Origin of the sequence: Pseudomonas sp. 31-12 (assembly GCF_003151075.1) — a bacterium.
Classification (GTDB): Bacteria; Pseudomonadota; Gammaproteobacteria; order Pseudomonadales; family Pseudomonadaceae; genus Aquipseudomonas.
In genome coordinates this window covers 482,275-496,898 of sequence record NZ_CP029482.1, presented here as the reverse complement: position 1 = coordinate 496,898, position 14,624 = coordinate 482,275, and the positions used below count along the sequence as shown (strand labels likewise).

The 14,624-nt window shown below is 58.6% G+C and carries 16 protein-coding genes and 1 pseudogene; 12 read left to right on the top strand and 5 right to left on the bottom strand.

The window, feature by feature from the left end; all coding sequences use genetic code 11:
• Positions 1–663, top strand: a complete 663-nt coding sequence (yrfG, locus tag DJ564_RS02305; RefSeq protein ID WP_109627372.1) for a GMP/IMP nucleotidase — start codon at positions 1–3, stop codon at positions 661–663.
• 121 nt (positions 664–784) lie between these two features.
• On the opposite strand, the gene lysM is transcribed toward yrfG, so the two are convergent.
• Complete coding sequence (gene lysM / locus DJ564_RS02300) at positions 785–1,225, bottom strand: peptidoglycan-binding protein LysM (protein WP_109627370.1); 441 nt, start codon at positions 1,223–1,225, stop codon at positions 785–787.
• Positions 1,226–1,360: 135 nt separating this feature from the next.
• Here lysM and DJ564_RS02295 point away from each other — a divergent pair, with 135 nt between their 5' ends.
• The 4 genes from DJ564_RS02295 to DJ564_RS02275 all read left to right on the top strand — a co-directional run bounded on the left by DJ564_RS02295 (position 1,361) and on the right by DJ564_RS02275 (position 6,402).
• Positions 1,361–2,248: a LysR family transcriptional regulator gene (locus DJ564_RS02295; RefSeq protein ID WP_109627368.1), complete on the top strand. Its 888-nt coding sequence runs from the start codon at positions 1,361–1,363 to the stop codon at positions 2,246–2,248.
• A 94-nt stretch (positions 2,249–2,342) separates the two neighbouring features.
• A complete protein-coding gene (gene fdhD / locus DJ564_RS02290) occupies positions 2,343–3,182 on the top strand; it encodes a formate dehydrogenase accessory sulfurtransferase FdhD (protein WP_109627367.1) in 840 nt (279 codons plus the stop codon).
• Complete coding sequence (locus tag DJ564_RS02285) at positions 3,179–5,527, top strand: FdhF/YdeP family oxidoreductase (protein WP_109627365.1); 2,349 nt, start codon at positions 3,179–3,181, stop codon at positions 5,525–5,527. Before fdhD ends, DJ564_RS02285 begins: the two co-directional genes overlap by 4 nt.
• 386 nt (positions 5,528–5,913) lie before the next feature.
• A complete protein-coding gene (locus tag DJ564_RS02275; protein WP_109627361.1) occupies positions 5,914–6,402 on the top strand; it encodes a glycine zipper domain-containing protein in 489 nt (162 codons plus the stop codon).
• A gap of 67 nt (positions 6,403–6,469) precedes the next feature.
• On the opposite strand, the gene DJ564_RS02270 is transcribed toward DJ564_RS02275, so the two are convergent.
• The 3 genes from DJ564_RS02270 to DJ564_RS02260 form a co-directional block, all read right to left on the bottom strand.
• On the bottom strand, positions 6,470–6,901 hold the full coding sequence (locus DJ564_RS02270; RefSeq protein ID WP_109627359.1) for a thioesterase family protein: 432 nt from the start codon (positions 6,899–6,901) through the stop codon (positions 6,470–6,472).
• Between the two features lie 170 nt (positions 6,902–7,071).
• The gene (locus DJ564_RS02265) at positions 7,072–8,301 is read right to left on the bottom strand and encodes a 3-hydroxyacyl-CoA dehydrogenase (RefSeq protein WP_109627357.1); all 1,230 of its coding nucleotides are present in this window, start codon (positions 8,299–8,301) and stop codon (positions 7,072–7,074) included.
• 183 nt (positions 8,302–8,484) lie between these two features.
• The gene (locus tag DJ564_RS02260; protein WP_109627355.1) at positions 8,485–10,419 is read right to left on the bottom strand and encodes an ATP-dependent DNA helicase RecQ; all 1,935 of its coding nucleotides are present in this window, start codon (positions 10,417–10,419) and stop codon (positions 8,485–8,487) included.
• Between the two features lie 263 nt (positions 10,420–10,682).
• Here DJ564_RS02260 and DJ564_RS32130 point away from each other — a divergent pair, with 263 nt between their 5' ends.
• The gene (locus tag DJ564_RS32130) at positions 10,683–10,829 is read left to right on the top strand and encodes a hypothetical protein (RefSeq protein WP_178082278.1); all 147 of its coding nucleotides are present in this window, start codon (positions 10,683–10,685) and stop codon (positions 10,827–10,829) included.
• Positions 10,830–10,847: 18 nt separating this feature from the next.
• Here the strand turns inward: DJ564_RS32130 and DJ564_RS02255 are convergent, their stop codons facing one another.
• Positions 10,848–11,351: a polysaccharide deacetylase gene (locus tag DJ564_RS02255; RefSeq protein ID WP_109627353.1), complete on the bottom strand. Its 504-nt coding sequence runs from the start codon at positions 11,349–11,351 to the stop codon at positions 10,848–10,850.
• A gap of 269 nt (positions 11,352–11,620) precedes the next feature.
• Here DJ564_RS02255 and DJ564_RS02250 point away from each other — a divergent pair, with 269 nt between their 5' ends.
• The 6 genes and pseudogenes from DJ564_RS02250 to DJ564_RS02225 all read left to right on the top strand — a co-directional run bounded on the left by DJ564_RS02250 (position 11,621) and on the right by DJ564_RS02225 (position 14,617).
• Complete coding sequence (locus DJ564_RS02250; protein ID WP_109627351.1) at positions 11,621–11,884, top strand: hypothetical protein; 264 nt, start codon at positions 11,621–11,623, stop codon at positions 11,882–11,884.
• An 88-nt stretch (positions 11,885–11,972) separates the two neighbouring features.
• On the top strand, positions 11,973–13,100 hold the full coding sequence (locus tag DJ564_RS02245; RefSeq protein WP_109627349.1) for a hypothetical protein: 1,128 nt from the start codon (positions 11,973–11,975) through the stop codon (positions 13,098–13,100).
• A 52-nt stretch (positions 13,101–13,152) separates the two neighbouring features.
• Entirely contained in the window at positions 13,153–13,335 is a 183-nt protein-coding gene (locus DJ564_RS32685; RefSeq protein WP_109627348.1) for a hypothetical protein, read from the top strand.
• 325 nt (positions 13,336–13,660) lie between these two features.
• Positions 13,661–13,948, top strand: a complete 288-nt coding sequence (locus DJ564_RS02235) for a hypothetical protein (RefSeq protein WP_109627345.1) — start codon at positions 13,661–13,663, stop codon at positions 13,946–13,948.
• 71 nt (positions 13,949–14,019) lie between these two features.
• A pseudogene (locus DJ564_RS02230) lies at positions 14,020–14,175 on the top strand (YhfG family protein); the annotation flags it as partial.
• An 88-nt stretch (positions 14,176–14,263) separates the two neighbouring features.
• The gene (locus DJ564_RS02225; protein ID WP_109627341.1) at positions 14,264–14,617 is read left to right on the top strand and encodes a DUF1493 family protein; all 354 of its coding nucleotides are present in this window, start codon (positions 14,264–14,266) and stop codon (positions 14,615–14,617) included.
• Positions 14,618–14,624: the final 7 nt, after the last annotated feature.

The window sequence follows — 14,624 nt, the reverse complement described above, 5'->3', positions numbered from 1 at the left end:
ATGTCCCTGCTGCCCTGGCGCGACATCGACACCGTTCTGTTGGATATGGACGGCACGCTGCTGGACCTGCACTACGACAACCATTTCTGGATGGAGCACCTGCCTCAGCGTTACGCCGAGTTGCACGGGGTCAGCCGGGCCATGGCCCAGATGGAATTGCAGCCACTGTTCGAACGCAACGCCGGTCAGTTGCAATGGTATTGCCTGGATTTCTGGAGCGCCGAGCTGAAACTGCCGGTGCGTGAACTGAAGCTTGAAACCGCACACTTGATCGCCCTGCGCCCGGATGCGGATACGTTCCTGGCGGCGATCAAACAGGCCGGCAAGCGCGTGGTGATGATCACCAATGCACACCGGGATTCGCTGTCATTGAAACTGGAACGGATTGAACTGGCGCCGTACTTCGAGCGGTTGATCAGCTCGCATGACTACGGTTTTCCCAAGGAGAATCCGCAGTTCTGGGAGGCGTTGCAGGCGGACATAGGTTTTGATCCGGCGCGCAGTCTGTTTATCGACGATACGTTGCCGATCCTGCGCAGTGCGCGCAGTTTTGGAGTGGCGCATTTGCTGGCGGTGAGTGAACCGGACAGTCGCAAAGGGCCGAAGGATACGGCGGAGTTTGCCGCGGTTGGGGATTATCGGGAGTTGATTGCAGGGCTTTAAACCGAGTTGCCTGCATCGCGAGCAGGCTCACTCCCACACTGGATCTCCTTCGTGCACAAACTTTGTAATCACCGAAGATCTATTGTGGGAGCGAGCCTGCACGCGATGGCGGTCTTGAGGCTTACTCAGGAATCCGCAACGACTGCCCCGGATAGATCTTGTCCGGATGCTTGAGCATCGGTTTGTTGGCCTCAAAGATTTTGTTGTACTTGTTGGCATCGCCATACACGCGCAGGGAAATCGCGCTGAGGGTGTCGCCCTTCACGACCGTCACAAACACCGCAGCCTTCGCAACCGGCCCAGTCACTGTAATCTGGTCATCCACACTACCGACACCGGCGATATTGCCTACGGCCAGCAGGATCTTTTCCTTCTCTTCCTGACTGCTGACTTCACCCGTCACGGTGACCTTGTCGCCATCCACCGTGGCCTGCACATTCGGGTTACCCAGGCCGACCTTGTTGATGTGTTCCTTCAACTGCTCGCTGGCATTGGCGTTGCCCGGCGTCAGCAGATCGATAAGTTTTTCGCCTGCTTCTTTCACAAAGCTAAAAATACTCATGGTGCACTCTCCTTGGGTTTTAGGTTCCAGACGCAAAAGCCTAGACCACGCCGGCCACTCAAGGTTACTAGCCGACCAATGACGCCGCCTCCCCCAAGCGCTAGAATCCGCGTCTTCACGCGCCCTGGAGCGAAGATGGACATCAAGCAGCTCAAATTCCTCATCGCCCTCGACGAAACCCGCCACTTTGGTCAGGCCGCGGCGCGCTGTCATATCACCCAGCCGACCCTGTCCATGCGCCTGCGCAGCCTCGAAGAAGAACTCGACCTGCCGCTGGTCAATCGCGGCCAGCGCTTCGAAGGTTTTACCGCGCCGGGCGAGCGCGTGCTGGCGTGGGCGCGCACAGTGATGGCGGCTTATGACGGCTTGCAGGCCGAAGCCGCCGCCTGCCGCGGCAATCTGGTCGGTACGCTGCGCCTGGGCGTGGTGCCGCTGTCGAGCTTCGATCCGCTGCCGTTGATGCAACGCCTGCACACCGAACACCCGAACCTGCGCTTCGAACTCTCGGCCCTGAGCTCGGAACAAATCCTCGAACAACTGGCGAACAATCGCCTGGACCTCGGCGTGTCGTATCTGGAGCGTCTGGACAACGAGCGCTTCGATTCCCTGGCTTTCAGCGAAACCCACATGGGCCTGCTCTACGATCAACGCTTCTTCAGCTTCGGCGAGGCGCCGTTGAGCTGGGAGTCCTTGATCGAACTGCCCTTGGGCATGCTCACCAGTGGCATGCACTTTCGCCAGTCCATTGATCACAATTTCCACAGCCGTGGCCTGACGCCACAACCGCTTTTGCAAACCGACGCCGTCCACCAATTGTTACAAGCGGTGCACGGCGGCCTCTGCTGCGCGGTGATGCCGCTGGACGGCGGCCTGGAAAACCTGACTGACCATTTGCGCCTGCAACCTATCGAAAACGCCCAGACCCTTGCCCGGCTTGGGCTGATCATGCGCCGCAGCGCCCCACGATCGGCATTGGCCGAAGCCTGTTTTGCGATCTATCAGAAATCGCTGACAGCTTCTTGATCGACGTCATCTATCGGCAGATCAGTAATAGCGATTAGACGCGACATCTTGACGCGCCTAGGCTTAAAGCTGACCAAACCGTCGGTGGATGCCCATGAAAGCCAAGCGCCCTGCCTGCGCGGCGCCAGCCTTTGAAGCGCCCGCGCCCGCCGCCAGCCAGACCTACAGCTACAGCGACCTTCAATACACCGAATCGGCCAGCACCGCGCTCGCCGAAGAAGTTGCGTTGGCGATCGCTTATAACGGCATCAGCCAGGCGGTGATGTTGGTCACACCGACGGACCTTGAAGATTTCATCGTTGGTTTCAGTCTCGGCAGCGGCATCATCGAAGACGCCTCCGACATCTATGACTTGCAACTCAGCGGCTCGGGTTCGGCGCAATACGCGCAAGTGACCATCGCCAACCGCGCATTCTGGAACCTCAAACAGCAGCGTCGGCAAATGGCCGGCACCAGCGGTTGCGGGCTCTGCGGCGTGGAAGCGGTGGAACAGGCATTGCCGGACCTCAAGGTCTTGCCCGGCGCGCCCTTGCCCCCCGCCGAATGGCTCGATGGCCTGCGTCAGCGCATCGGTGCGTTCCAGCCACTTGGCCAGTACTCCGGCGCGGTGCATGCGGCGGTGTTCATGAACGGCCAGGGCGAATTGCTGCTGGGCCGTGAAGACATTGGCCGGCATAACGCCCTCGACAAATTGATCGGCGGGTTGATTCGCCAGAAGATCCCGACTGAAGGCGGCCTGGCGATTGTCACCAGCCGTTGCAGCCTCGAATTGATCCAGAAAGTGTTGCGCGCAGGCATCCAGACCCTCGTCAGCCTGTCGTCGCCCACGGGCCTTGCCGTGCAATGGGCTCGTCGTCACAACCTCAATCTCATCCATCTGCCCCAGAAAAATGCACCGCGGGTCTACAGCCCGGCATTGGAGAATCAAGCGTGAGTCAACACCGTCAAGCCGACCAGAAACCCGTCCCTCGCTACAAGCCCTACAAAGGCCCGGCCGGTGGCTGGGGCGCACTGGCCAGCGTTGCCCGGGCCTGGTTGACCAGTGACAACGCGCTGAAAAACCTGCGCATGATGCTCAAAACCAACAAGAACGGCGGGTTCGATTGCCCCGGTTGCGCCTGGGGCGATTCCAACGAAGCCGGCATGGTGGCGTTCTGCGAGAACGGCGCCAAAGCGGTGAACTGGGAAGCGACCAAACGGCGTGTCGACGGCGCTTTCTTTGCTAAACACAGCGTCAGTTCGTTGCTGGAACAAAGTGACTATTGGCTGGAATATCAGGGTCGCCTGACCGAGCCATTGAGCTATGACGCCGACACTGATCGCTACAAGCCGATCAGCTGGGAAGCGGCGTTCGCCTTGATCGCCAAACATTTGCAGGGCCTGTCGAGCCCGAATCAGGCCGAGTTCTATACCTCAGGCCGCGCCAGCAACGAAGCGGCCTACCTCTATCAATTGTTCGTGCGCACCTACGGCACCAACAACTTCCCCGACTGCTCGAACATGTGCCACGAGGCCAGCGGTGTGGCATTGGCGCAAAGTGTCGGCGTCGGCAAAGGCACCGTGACCTTCGACGACTTCGAACATGCGGATGCCATTTTTGTCTGGGGCCAGAACCCGGGCACCAACCATCCACGGATGCTCGAACCCCTGCGTGAAGCGGTTAAACGCGGCGCTCAAGTGGTGTGCATCAACCCGCTGAAAGAGCGCGGCCTGGAGCGCTTCCAGCATCCGCAACACCCGATCGAGATGCTCACCAACGGCGACAAGCCGACCAACACCGCGTACTTCCGTCCGGCATTGGGCGGCGACATGGCGATCATGCGCGGCATGGCCAAATTTCTGCTGCAATGGGAGCGCGACGCGCAGAAAGCAGGTGAGCCTGCGGTGTTCGACCACGACTTCCTTAATGAACACAGCGTCAACGTGCTGGAATACCTGGGCATCGTCGACGACACCTCGTGGGAGCAGATCGTCGAGCAGTCCGGCCTGCCCCTGGTAGAAATCGAGCAAGCGGCGCGGATGTACGCCAAAGGCAAGAACGTCATCATGTGCTGGGCCATGGGCATCACCCAGCACCGCCACTCGGTGGCGACCATCCAGGAAATCGCCAATCTGATGCTGCTGCGCGGCAACATCGGCCGGCCGGGCGCCGGTCTGTGCCCGGTGCGCGGCCACAGTAACGTGCAGGGCGACCGGACGATGGGCATCAACGAACGTCCACCGGTGGCGTTCCTCGATTCCCTGGAGCGGCGCTTCCAGTTCAAGGTGCCGCGTGAAAACGGGCATAACGTGGTCGAGGCGATCCACGCCATGGCCGACGGTCGCGCAAAAGTCTTCATCGGTTTGGGCGGCAACTTCGCCCAGGCAACCCCGGACAGCTCGCGCACCTTCCAGGCCTTGAGCAATTGCGACCTGACCGTGCAGATCAGCACCAAGCTCAACCGCAGCCACTTGGCGCACGGTAAAGACGCGCTGATCCTGCCGTGCCTGGGCCGTACCGACATCGACATCCAGACCGAAGGCGCGCAAGCGGTGACCGTCGAAGACTCGTTCAGCATGGTCCACGCCTCCAACGGCCAGTTGCAGGCACTGTCGAATCAGATGCGCTCGGAGCCGTGGATCATCGCCGGCATAGCTGCCGCGACCCTGGGCAGCAAACCGGTGGACTGGAACTGGCTGGTGGCCGATTACAGCCGCATTCGCGATCTGATCGCCGATACCATTCCGGGCTTTCGCGACTTTAACGAGAAGATCAAGAATCCAGGCGGTTTCTACCTCGGCAACAGTGCCGGTGCGCGCAAGTGGAACACCCCGTCAGGACGCGCCAATTTCCGGCCGAACGCCCTGCCGAAGGACCTGGTGCACGAACGCACCCGCGCCACCGGCGTGTTGCCGGACCTGATCATGCAATCGATGCGTTCTCACGATCAGTACAACACCACGATTTATGGGTTGGATGACCGTTATCGTGGCGTGAAAGGGCAGCGGGATGTGTTGTTTGTGAACGAAGCTGACATCATTCGCCTGGGCTTCAAGCCTGGGCAGAAGGCTGACATCGTTTCGATCTGGGATGATGGCCGTGAGCGTCGGGTGAAGGGCTTTACCCTGCTGGCGTTTGATATTCCTGCAGGGCAGGCTGCTGCGTATTACCCGGAAGTGAACCCGCTGGTGCCGCTGGAAAGCACCGGGGATGGCAGCCATACGCCGACGTCGAAGTTTGTGGCGATCCGTCTGGAAATGGCGAGTGAGACCGGGTTGATTTTGGCCAAGTCGGCTTAAAGTACACAACCACCATTGTGGCGAGGGAGCTTGCTCCCGTTCGGCTGCGCAGCAGCCGCAAACCTGGCAACCCAATCTGACCGATAGATTGGGTTCGCTGTTTTTTGGGCCACTTCGCGACCCAGCGGGAGCAAGCTCCCTCGCCACAGCAGAATGCCGGCTGCCAGTTCAACTGCAGGCAACTTTCCAATCGCCCACAAAAAAGGCCGTTTTTTCACAAAAACGGCCTGTCCGAAGTAGCTAAAGACCGGCGAAAAACCGTTAAGTTCCGCCCAAAAAACAGCAACTTATAGAAATGTGCTCAAGTCGTGTTACTCGTCGGATTTCGATTGTCACAACCATGACACAGCCTCAGGATCGCGCCGTCATCCCCTTGAGGTTCCTCTATGAAGTTCTCCTCGATTCTCTTGTTGTCCCTTGGCCTGGTCAGTGGCTTCGCTTCTGCCGGAGGCACCACCGAAGCAGGTGTGGGCGGCGCATTGGGCGGGGTTCTTGGCTCGGTCGTCGGTCAATCGCTGGGCGGCAATACAGGTTCCACCATCGGCGCGGCCCTGGGCGGCGCGGGCGGTAGCGCAGTTGGCGCAGACAAACGCAGCCGTGGCGAAGCCGCCATTGGCGGTGCGTTGGGCGCAGCAGGCGGTAACGTGGTCGGCCGCAGCATGGGCGGCACCACCGGCAGCCTGATCGGCTCCGCAGCAGGCGGCGGCGCCGGTGGCGCACTAGGTAACTACATGGGCAACAAAAGCGATGAGGACGATGATCGTCGCTCCTATCGCGGCGGCCGCGATGATCGTCGTTACTACCGTGACGGCCACCCGGGCCGTGGTCATGCCTATGGTCATCGCAAACATCACAAACACAATCGTCATCATTGAGGCCTGAACGGCATCACTGACAGCTAGATAAAAAATCGCAGCCCAAGGGCTGCGATTTTTTTGTCCATCAAACGACCAACCGCTCCAATGCACCGCGCAACCCGGCAGGAATCGCCACTGGCTGATTCGACGCGCGATCCACAAAAACATGCACGAAGCGCCCGGCTGCGCAGGCCTCGTCTTCCCCAGCCTTGAACACCGCCAGCTCGTATTGCACCGAGCTGTTGCCCAACTTGCCCACCCGCAGACCGATCTCGATCCGGTCCGGAAAGGCGATGGAGGCGAAGTAATCGCAAGACGAACTCACCACAAAACCCACCACCTCGCCGTCATGGATATCCAGGCCACCGACGTCGATCAGGTAAGTGTTCACCGCGGTGTCGAAAAAGCTGTAGTAGGTGACGTTGTTGACGTGGCCATAGGCGTCGTTGTCGTGCCAGCGGGTGGTGATGGGCTGGAAGTGCGGGTAATCGGTGCGTTGGGGCATCGGGTTGGACATCAGTGTCGATTCCTGGAGTTGGATTGCCAGTCTAAGGCGAATACCGCGTTATCGTTCTTCGCGAGCAAGCCCGCTCCCACAGTTCATCTGCAATGGACACAGCGTTCGTGCACGACCGCGTTCCTTGTGGGAGCGGGCTTGCTCGCGGAGAGGCCTTCAAAAGCGCTGTATCAATCACCTGCCAAAAAGCCCTTACCTGCCGCCTCCAACTCACCAATCAACCGCGCCGGCTTCCAGTGATCACCCTGGCGGGTCTCCAGCGCCATCAACCGCTGATGAATATCCGCCAGCCCTTGCTGGTCCGCCCACGCCATCGGCCCGCCCTTATCCGCCGGGAAACCGTAGCCGTTGAGGTACACCAGATCGATGTCGTGCGCCGACCCCGCAATACCTTCCTGAAGGATCTTCGCCCCTTCATTGACCAGTGCCAGCAGGCAGCGCTCGAGAATCTCTTCAGGGCTGATCTCGCGACGCTGGAAGCCCAACCCTTCGCTGACCTGTAACACCAGCGCATCGACTTCCGGATCGTGCTCAGCCTGTCGGCTACCTGGCTCGTAGTGGTAATAGCCGTTGCCGCTCTTTTGACCAAAACGCCCCAATTCGCACAGACGGTTGTCCACCTGAACCTCGGGCGCATCCTGCCCTGTACCCGCCAACTCCCGAGCGCGCCATCCCAGATCGACGCCAACCACGTCGTACATGCGAAACGGCCCCATGGCAAAACCGAAGCCTTGCAACGCCGCATCCACCTGATAGGGATAAGCGCCTTCCAGCAGCATCTTGCGCGCTTCAAGCACGTAGGTATTGAGCATGCGATTGCCGATGAAACCGTCGCAGTTGCCCGCCACTACGCTGACCTTGCCCATGCGTTTGCCCAACTCCAGCGCCGCATCAAGCACTGCCGATGAAGTCTGCGCGCCGCGGACGATTTCCAGCAGTTTCATGATGTGAGCCGGGCTGAAGAAGTGCAGTCCCAGGACCTGAGCCGGACGGCGAGTCGCCGCGGCGATGGCGTCTATATCCAGCGCTGAAGTGTTGCTGGCCAGAATCGCTTCGGGTTTGAGCAGTCCGTCCAGTTCGCGGAAAATTTTTTGCTTGAGCTCCAGGTTTTCGTAAACCGCTTCGATCACCAGATCAACATCGCGGATCGCCGCATAATCAGCCGCCGCCGTGACCCGAGCGATCCGCGCGTCCGCCTCAGCCGGATCGATGCGGCCCTGTCGCACATTGTGTGCGTAAGTGTCCGCCACGGTGGCCAGCGCCTGTTCCAGCATCTGCGGATTGTTATCCACCCATTGCACCGGGACGCCGGCGTTGGCCAGGCACATGACAATGCCACGGCCCATGGTGCCCGCGCCGATCACGGCGGCGCGCTGAATGTTGAACGGTGTCTGGCTCATGGTTGTTCTCTTGTTGGCGATCCAAAGACAGCCCTCACCATAGTCAGCCGCTGGGTATTTTTGAAATTTATTCCTGTGATGAGGGACATTCAGCGGATGGATCTACCCGCGAATACACCAAAGATCCCTGTGGGAGCGAGCAAGTCGAATCGTCGCACCGCCGCTCCCACAATAGTCCGCGTTTCAACTGGGCAGATGCGCTTCTGCCCACTCCCGCACCTCGGCGTATGGATAATTTTCCAATGCTGCGAATCCCGGAATCGAACGCGCCTTGAGCTTGGTAAACAGCGGCACGCTGATCCCGCACAAAAACCGCGTTATCCGTTCGGCCGACGGTACGTTGCCCGTGTGCTGTTCATGCCTGTGGATAAAGTCACCGCACAGCGCTTCAAAGTTTTTATCCATAAGCGCCGGCAATTCCGGCGGCGATGGCAGCCGCGCCACGTGCCCATGACACACCGAACAATGCCCGCACTGACGAGGCGCGTTTTCGTCGCCAAAGTACTCGGCCAGGCGATAGCCCAGGCAATGATCGGTGGCGAACAGATCCAGCATCGCGTGAATCCGCGCGATCTCGGTTTGTTCGTGGCGAGTGAAATAGGCATGCAATTCTTCACTCAGGGCCTGAGCATCAAAGTCGGTTTGCAGCAGACTGTAGACCTCAGTCATCTGCTTGCTTTCCAGCTCGACCCAGCCCTTCTCCTGGAAATAATCCAGCGCCTTGACCACCCGGTTGCGCTCGGCTTGATGCTGTTCGTACAGCGCGTCGAAATTCACCGTGGCCCAAGTCCGCGCGCGACTGGAGGTCTGGATGATTGCCGCGACAAAGTCTTTGCGCTCGCCCTCGAAACGGGCCAGCAAGGCTTCCGGCTCTTGCAAATACTTGAAGCGGTATTCCGCGTAGTAGGCGTAACGCGGTGCGATCAAACCGCGCAATTCAAGTTGCACGAGCAAGGTCTTGAGCGGAAGCTGCCGAATGTTGCTCTGGTCCGACAAGGGTCCCAACAGAAACTCCCATTGCCCCTCTGGCGCAGCAGCTTGCATCTCATCGAGCACACAGCGAATGCCATCCAGCTCTGGCGTGTCGCCGTAGACGAAGTTTTCCAGCACGTTAAGGCTGTCGCGATTCGCCAGCACCAGGCAATCGGATGGCTGCCCGTCACGCCCGGCACGGCCGATTTCCTGGCTGTAGTTTTCGATGGATTTGGGCAGGTCGAAATGCACCACGTTGCGGATATCGCTCTTGTCGATGCCCATGCCGAAGGCGATGGTCGCGACAATGCAATTGGACTGCCCGCTCATGAAACGCTTTTGGATGGCTTCGCGTTGTTCGTGGGGCAAACCAGCGTGATAGGCCTCGGCCTGAATGCCATTACGCTCAAGATGTTCGGCGATGTGCTCAGCCGTTTTTTGCAGGGTGACGTAGACGATGCTCGGCTGGCCGGGTCGTTCGCTCATCCACTCGACCAGACGTCGGCGCTTGTCCTGACCGCGTACCGGCTCGACCAACAGATTCAGGTTCGGCCTGTAGAAACCCGTGGTCACCACATCTTCCGGCGCAATGCCGAATTTGGCCTCCATGTCCGCGATTACTTTGGGCGTTGCGGTGGCGGTCAGCAGCAGCGCCTGCGGAATGTTGAACTGGCGTTGGTAATCGGGAAGCTTGAGGTAATCGGGGCGGAAGTTGTGGCCCCACTCCGAGATGCAGTGCGCCTCGTCCACCACCAGCAGCGAAATCGGCACCTGCTGCAGGAAATTGCGGAAGCGCTCGTTCTTCAGGCGCTCCACAGAGATCATCAAAATCTTCAGTTCGCCGGACTTGGCCCGGGCCATCACTTCGCTGGCGTCATCGCGGCTCTGGGCCGAATCGATGCTGCCCGCCGCAATACCGTGGCGCTGCAAGAAGGCCAATTGATCTTGCATCAACGCCAGCAGCGGCGAGACCACCAGCGTCAGGTGCGGCAGCAACAAGGCCGATAATTGATAGCAAAGGGATTTTCCTGAGCCGGTGGGGAAAATCGCCGCCGCCGAGCGCCCGGCCAACACCGCGCTGACCGCCGCCTCCTGGCCGGGCCGAAACTGTGGATAACCGAAAACCTGTTCCAGGGTGTTGTGCATAAGCTGTCACTCCGTTGACCGCTGCGAAGCCCAAAGCCTAGCCGGCAAACGCAGCGAGTCGAGAAAAGGTCGGGGACCAAAACGATACGGGATGATACAGCCTCGCTCCAGGGTCCTTTGCCACAGGATGAAACAAACGAAACTCTTTGTTCCTCGCGCAGCCCTTGGATCTGACGCTAAGGTCTTCTCGCACAACCACCGCCCGTGCACTTCACATCATGGCAGGACGCCTGATGAGCGCGGCATTTGAACAAGGAACGACCATGTCCCAAAAATCGCTTTTCGCGATCGCCCTGATCCTGACATCCCTGCTGCTGAACGGCTGCGACAGGATTCCCGAAGAACCCCCATTGCTCGCTACGTGCGACACCCTGGAATGCGCAGCCCAACAAGCCTGGCGAACGTCCTGACGACTACGCCATAGGTGGCTACGGCACCATCACCGCCACCCGCAGTTGCTCGTTCAATATCTGCTCCTGATACACCCGGCTCTTGCTCGCCCAAACCGCATGAGCCGGGCTGATTTCGCCTGTGAACGCGGCCGCCAATTGACGCAAATCCGCAACGCTTCGCACGCGGGGACAGAAGGGTTCACCGTCGCAGTTCTGACTGGCGCTGCGGTAGGTGGTCAGTAACCGATCCCACAGACCGTCACGCACTTGCCTGACCGACTTGAGCTTCACATCCTGCACGCCCAGTCGCTGTTTCAGACTTTGTTCGTCGAGCCTTTCGCTGGCCAGCAGTGCCTTGCCGAACATCAACACCTCGGCGCGGGACGCAGTGTCCACGTTCGCCTGGCTTGTCAGCGCATCCGGCCAACCGGTGCGATCCATATTGGCGAGGATCAAAGAGTTATCCGTGTCAGCTGCACCCGCCAAACGACAAACACCCGCCCACAGCAACAAAATCGAGGCCATACGTAGCCATTGCATACTTAATTCCCTTTAAGCGTTAGACAGACGTTTTTTAACGTCCTACAGATTCTGGCGCGCACGATACAGAGGATTGGTGCGTTGCGCCTGACAAACCCGTAGGAAATTCGACCTCTAGGGGAATTGCTGAAAAAAGCCTCGGGTTACACGTAGGCAAAAGGCCACAACGCAGGTAAATCCCCTACAAACACTGTCCATTTGCGCTGTATTGCGACGCCTGTATCCGCGCCTCTATAGTTTGCCGCGCCCCTGAATACAGGACTGACCTCATGCAAGACCGCTATCGCCCGCTCAAAACCAGCTACAGCGAAACGCCCGTGTTGGTCATTGATACCGCCGCCAGCACCCGCGCCGTCCTCGACGCCGCTCACCAACGCCTGAGTGCCGCCAGCGACCTGCTCGAAACACTTTATTGCCTGTGCTTCAAACAAGCTGATGTAAAAGACATCCCCCATATAGTGAATGCACTTTATTTATTAACGCAGGATGGCTGTGAACTTCTCGACATCGGAAGACAAAGAATAGAACTTTAAAATCACAAACATAGAAACAACTAACTTCTTCAACTCACAAACAACAAACATTAGTCTGCAAGCTCTTAAACCAATCAAGAGCACTACAATGACTACATTAACTATTTTCTTTTGCGGCACCGGCTCGACCAAATTCGACAGCCAGAACCCAACTTACTGGAATGGAGAGTTGGTCTCGACACTGGCTTCCCATCACGGTGGTCGCGAATTTGCCGATTGGATCGTGATTGACGGCCCTGGCACCAGCAATCTGCAAGCTGACGAACTGTTCACCCAATCCAAGGACTACGGCCTGAGCGGCACGCTGTTCGGCAAGGGCTGGGAAGAGAACGTCAAGCACGCCATCAACATCATCAAAGGTAAGTGTGACTGGGAGCGTGAAAAACTGACGGAGGCAGAATACAACCGTCTCAAGGCTGCCGGCATTCCTATTGAAGATGTGATCGTCGAAGGCTCCTGGATGTGGCGCAAGTACAACTACGGCGACCGCAGCGTGACACAACAGAAGTTACAGGAGCAAATTATCAAGACATTCCGCAAGGACGGAATTATTCCAACCTACGTCAACTTGGTTGGCTGGAGCCGCGGCGGCATTAGTTGCCACATGCTGGCCAATGCCATGTTCAAGGACAGCGCACTGAAGAACATCCCGGTGAATATCTTCGCTATTGATCCGGTCCCCGGCATCGGCAACTTTCAGGAAGACAAAGTAAAACTGAATGCCAACGTAAAAGAATACGTTGGCTTCTACGCCCGGGACGAACGCTCCAAAGGCTTCAGCTGCGTCATCCCGCAAACGGCCACCGGCACCCGAACCCACATCTACCCGATGCCCGGCCGCCACGGCACGCTGGTTGGCAACGCCGCAGTCGATGGTGTCAGCGGCCCTAAAGCGCTGGCCGAACCCGGCCTGATCGTCCGCCACTTCGCCGAAGTGTGCCTGAAACGCTGGGGCGTTCCGCTGATCAAAACCTCCAACCTGACCCCGACCGACCTGCAAAACCACCACAGCGCCATGGCCAGCGTCGCCGCTAAATACAAAGCGATGGAAAAATTCTCCTACACCTACTTCACCGAACTGGACCAGGGCGAGCGCTACGTTTCGCTAGGCAGCAACGGGGTCAAGTTCTCGGCGGTGAGAGGCACGATTTACGCGCCGGCGACCGGGTTGACCACTGGCCTGCAGGATGTGGCGGCTTATCAGCATATTGGTTAAGTGATGAGGGTGGGGTCGTCAGCTCAATTGCAAATAATCAGAGGTAAAACCGATGAAGGAAAAAGCGACATGCAAATGCTGTGAGGCTCCCATCGACGATGCTGCCTACGATGCGTGGTTCATCCGGCAAGTTCAAGCCAGCATCGATGATCCACGACCGAGCATTTCCGATGAGGACGCAAGGAAGCTGATGGCGGAAAAACGCGAGAAAATACGTCGCGGAATAGTCCTATAGAAAGGGCTTAGCCGAGGTTCGGCAAGATCCTACAAGTGGGGACTCTTTGTCGTCTATCGCTGGCTGGTGGCTCGTATCTATAGTCGTGACTGTCGCTGCCAAATCAGCGACTCGGGCTTGGTCACCCGAATGGCTCATATCTTAGCGTCCGTTGTATGCTGGCGGCACTTCAAGTGCCTGCACGCTTTATGGCGGCTGTGTTTGGGACGCCTTCGGGCGTGCCGGGATGTGAGCCTCATCGGTTGACCAACCCGAACACAGTCCGCCTCCCATCGCTTGGTCACGGTGGCGGCGGTTCTTTCTGATGCATTTGAGGCTACAAATAATGACACTTACAAACGATCGCTACCTCCCACTACAAACCAACCTCACCGATTCCCCGCCCCTGATCATCGACACAGAGGCCAACCCCCAGGACATCCTCGAAGCCGCCCTCCAGCGCATCCGAGCCTCCAGTGACCTCCTCAAAACCCTGCACTGCGTTTGCTTCAAACACGGCGACGTCGAAGACATCCCCCACATCACCCACGCGCTCTTCCTCTTGGCCCAGGACGGCTGCGACCTGCTCCAAGTCGCCCAACAACGCATGATGGGCTGGAAAGCACCCGCCTGACGCCGAGTGAAAAGATCGTTCCCACGCTCTGCGTGGGAACGATCAAGCCTTCAACGCCTGAGACAATCGTGATGTCTGAATTAACGTTCAAACACAAACAAGCGCACTACGAAAAGGTCCGCCGCTCTAATTACCTGGCCAGTCTGCATCTCGCTGGTTTCGACACATCACCGGCAGACCTCGACAAACCACTGCCTACGCGAGAAGAAGCGCTCACCAAATACCAACAAGACAAACCGCCGCAATCCGCTTCCGCCCTTCCCCACAAGCCTGACGACCAATAAGACCCACCCAAGCCCAACCGGACACCCCGCAATGAACCTAGCCCCCAACTTCCCCGACGACCACACCATGCACCTGCTCATGCAGCTGCTGCACGAGGAACTCGGCCTGCCAGAACGCAAAACCATCAGCCTCACCACCTCGATCAACTTCGACCTGGGCTGCAACGGCGTCGATGCGCGACACCTGATGGAAGCACTGGAGGAGCAGTTCGGGATCGACCTCGTGGACTACGACGCCTATCGCTACTTCCACTCCCAAGGCTACGATGTGTTCCTCAAACACAGAGCCAAGGGACGCGCCGACAAACTGCCGCTGACCATCGCAATGCTCTACCAGGCCATCAAGGCCCAACGCTGGGACACTCAGACGCTGGAAAGCCTCTAACGTCCGC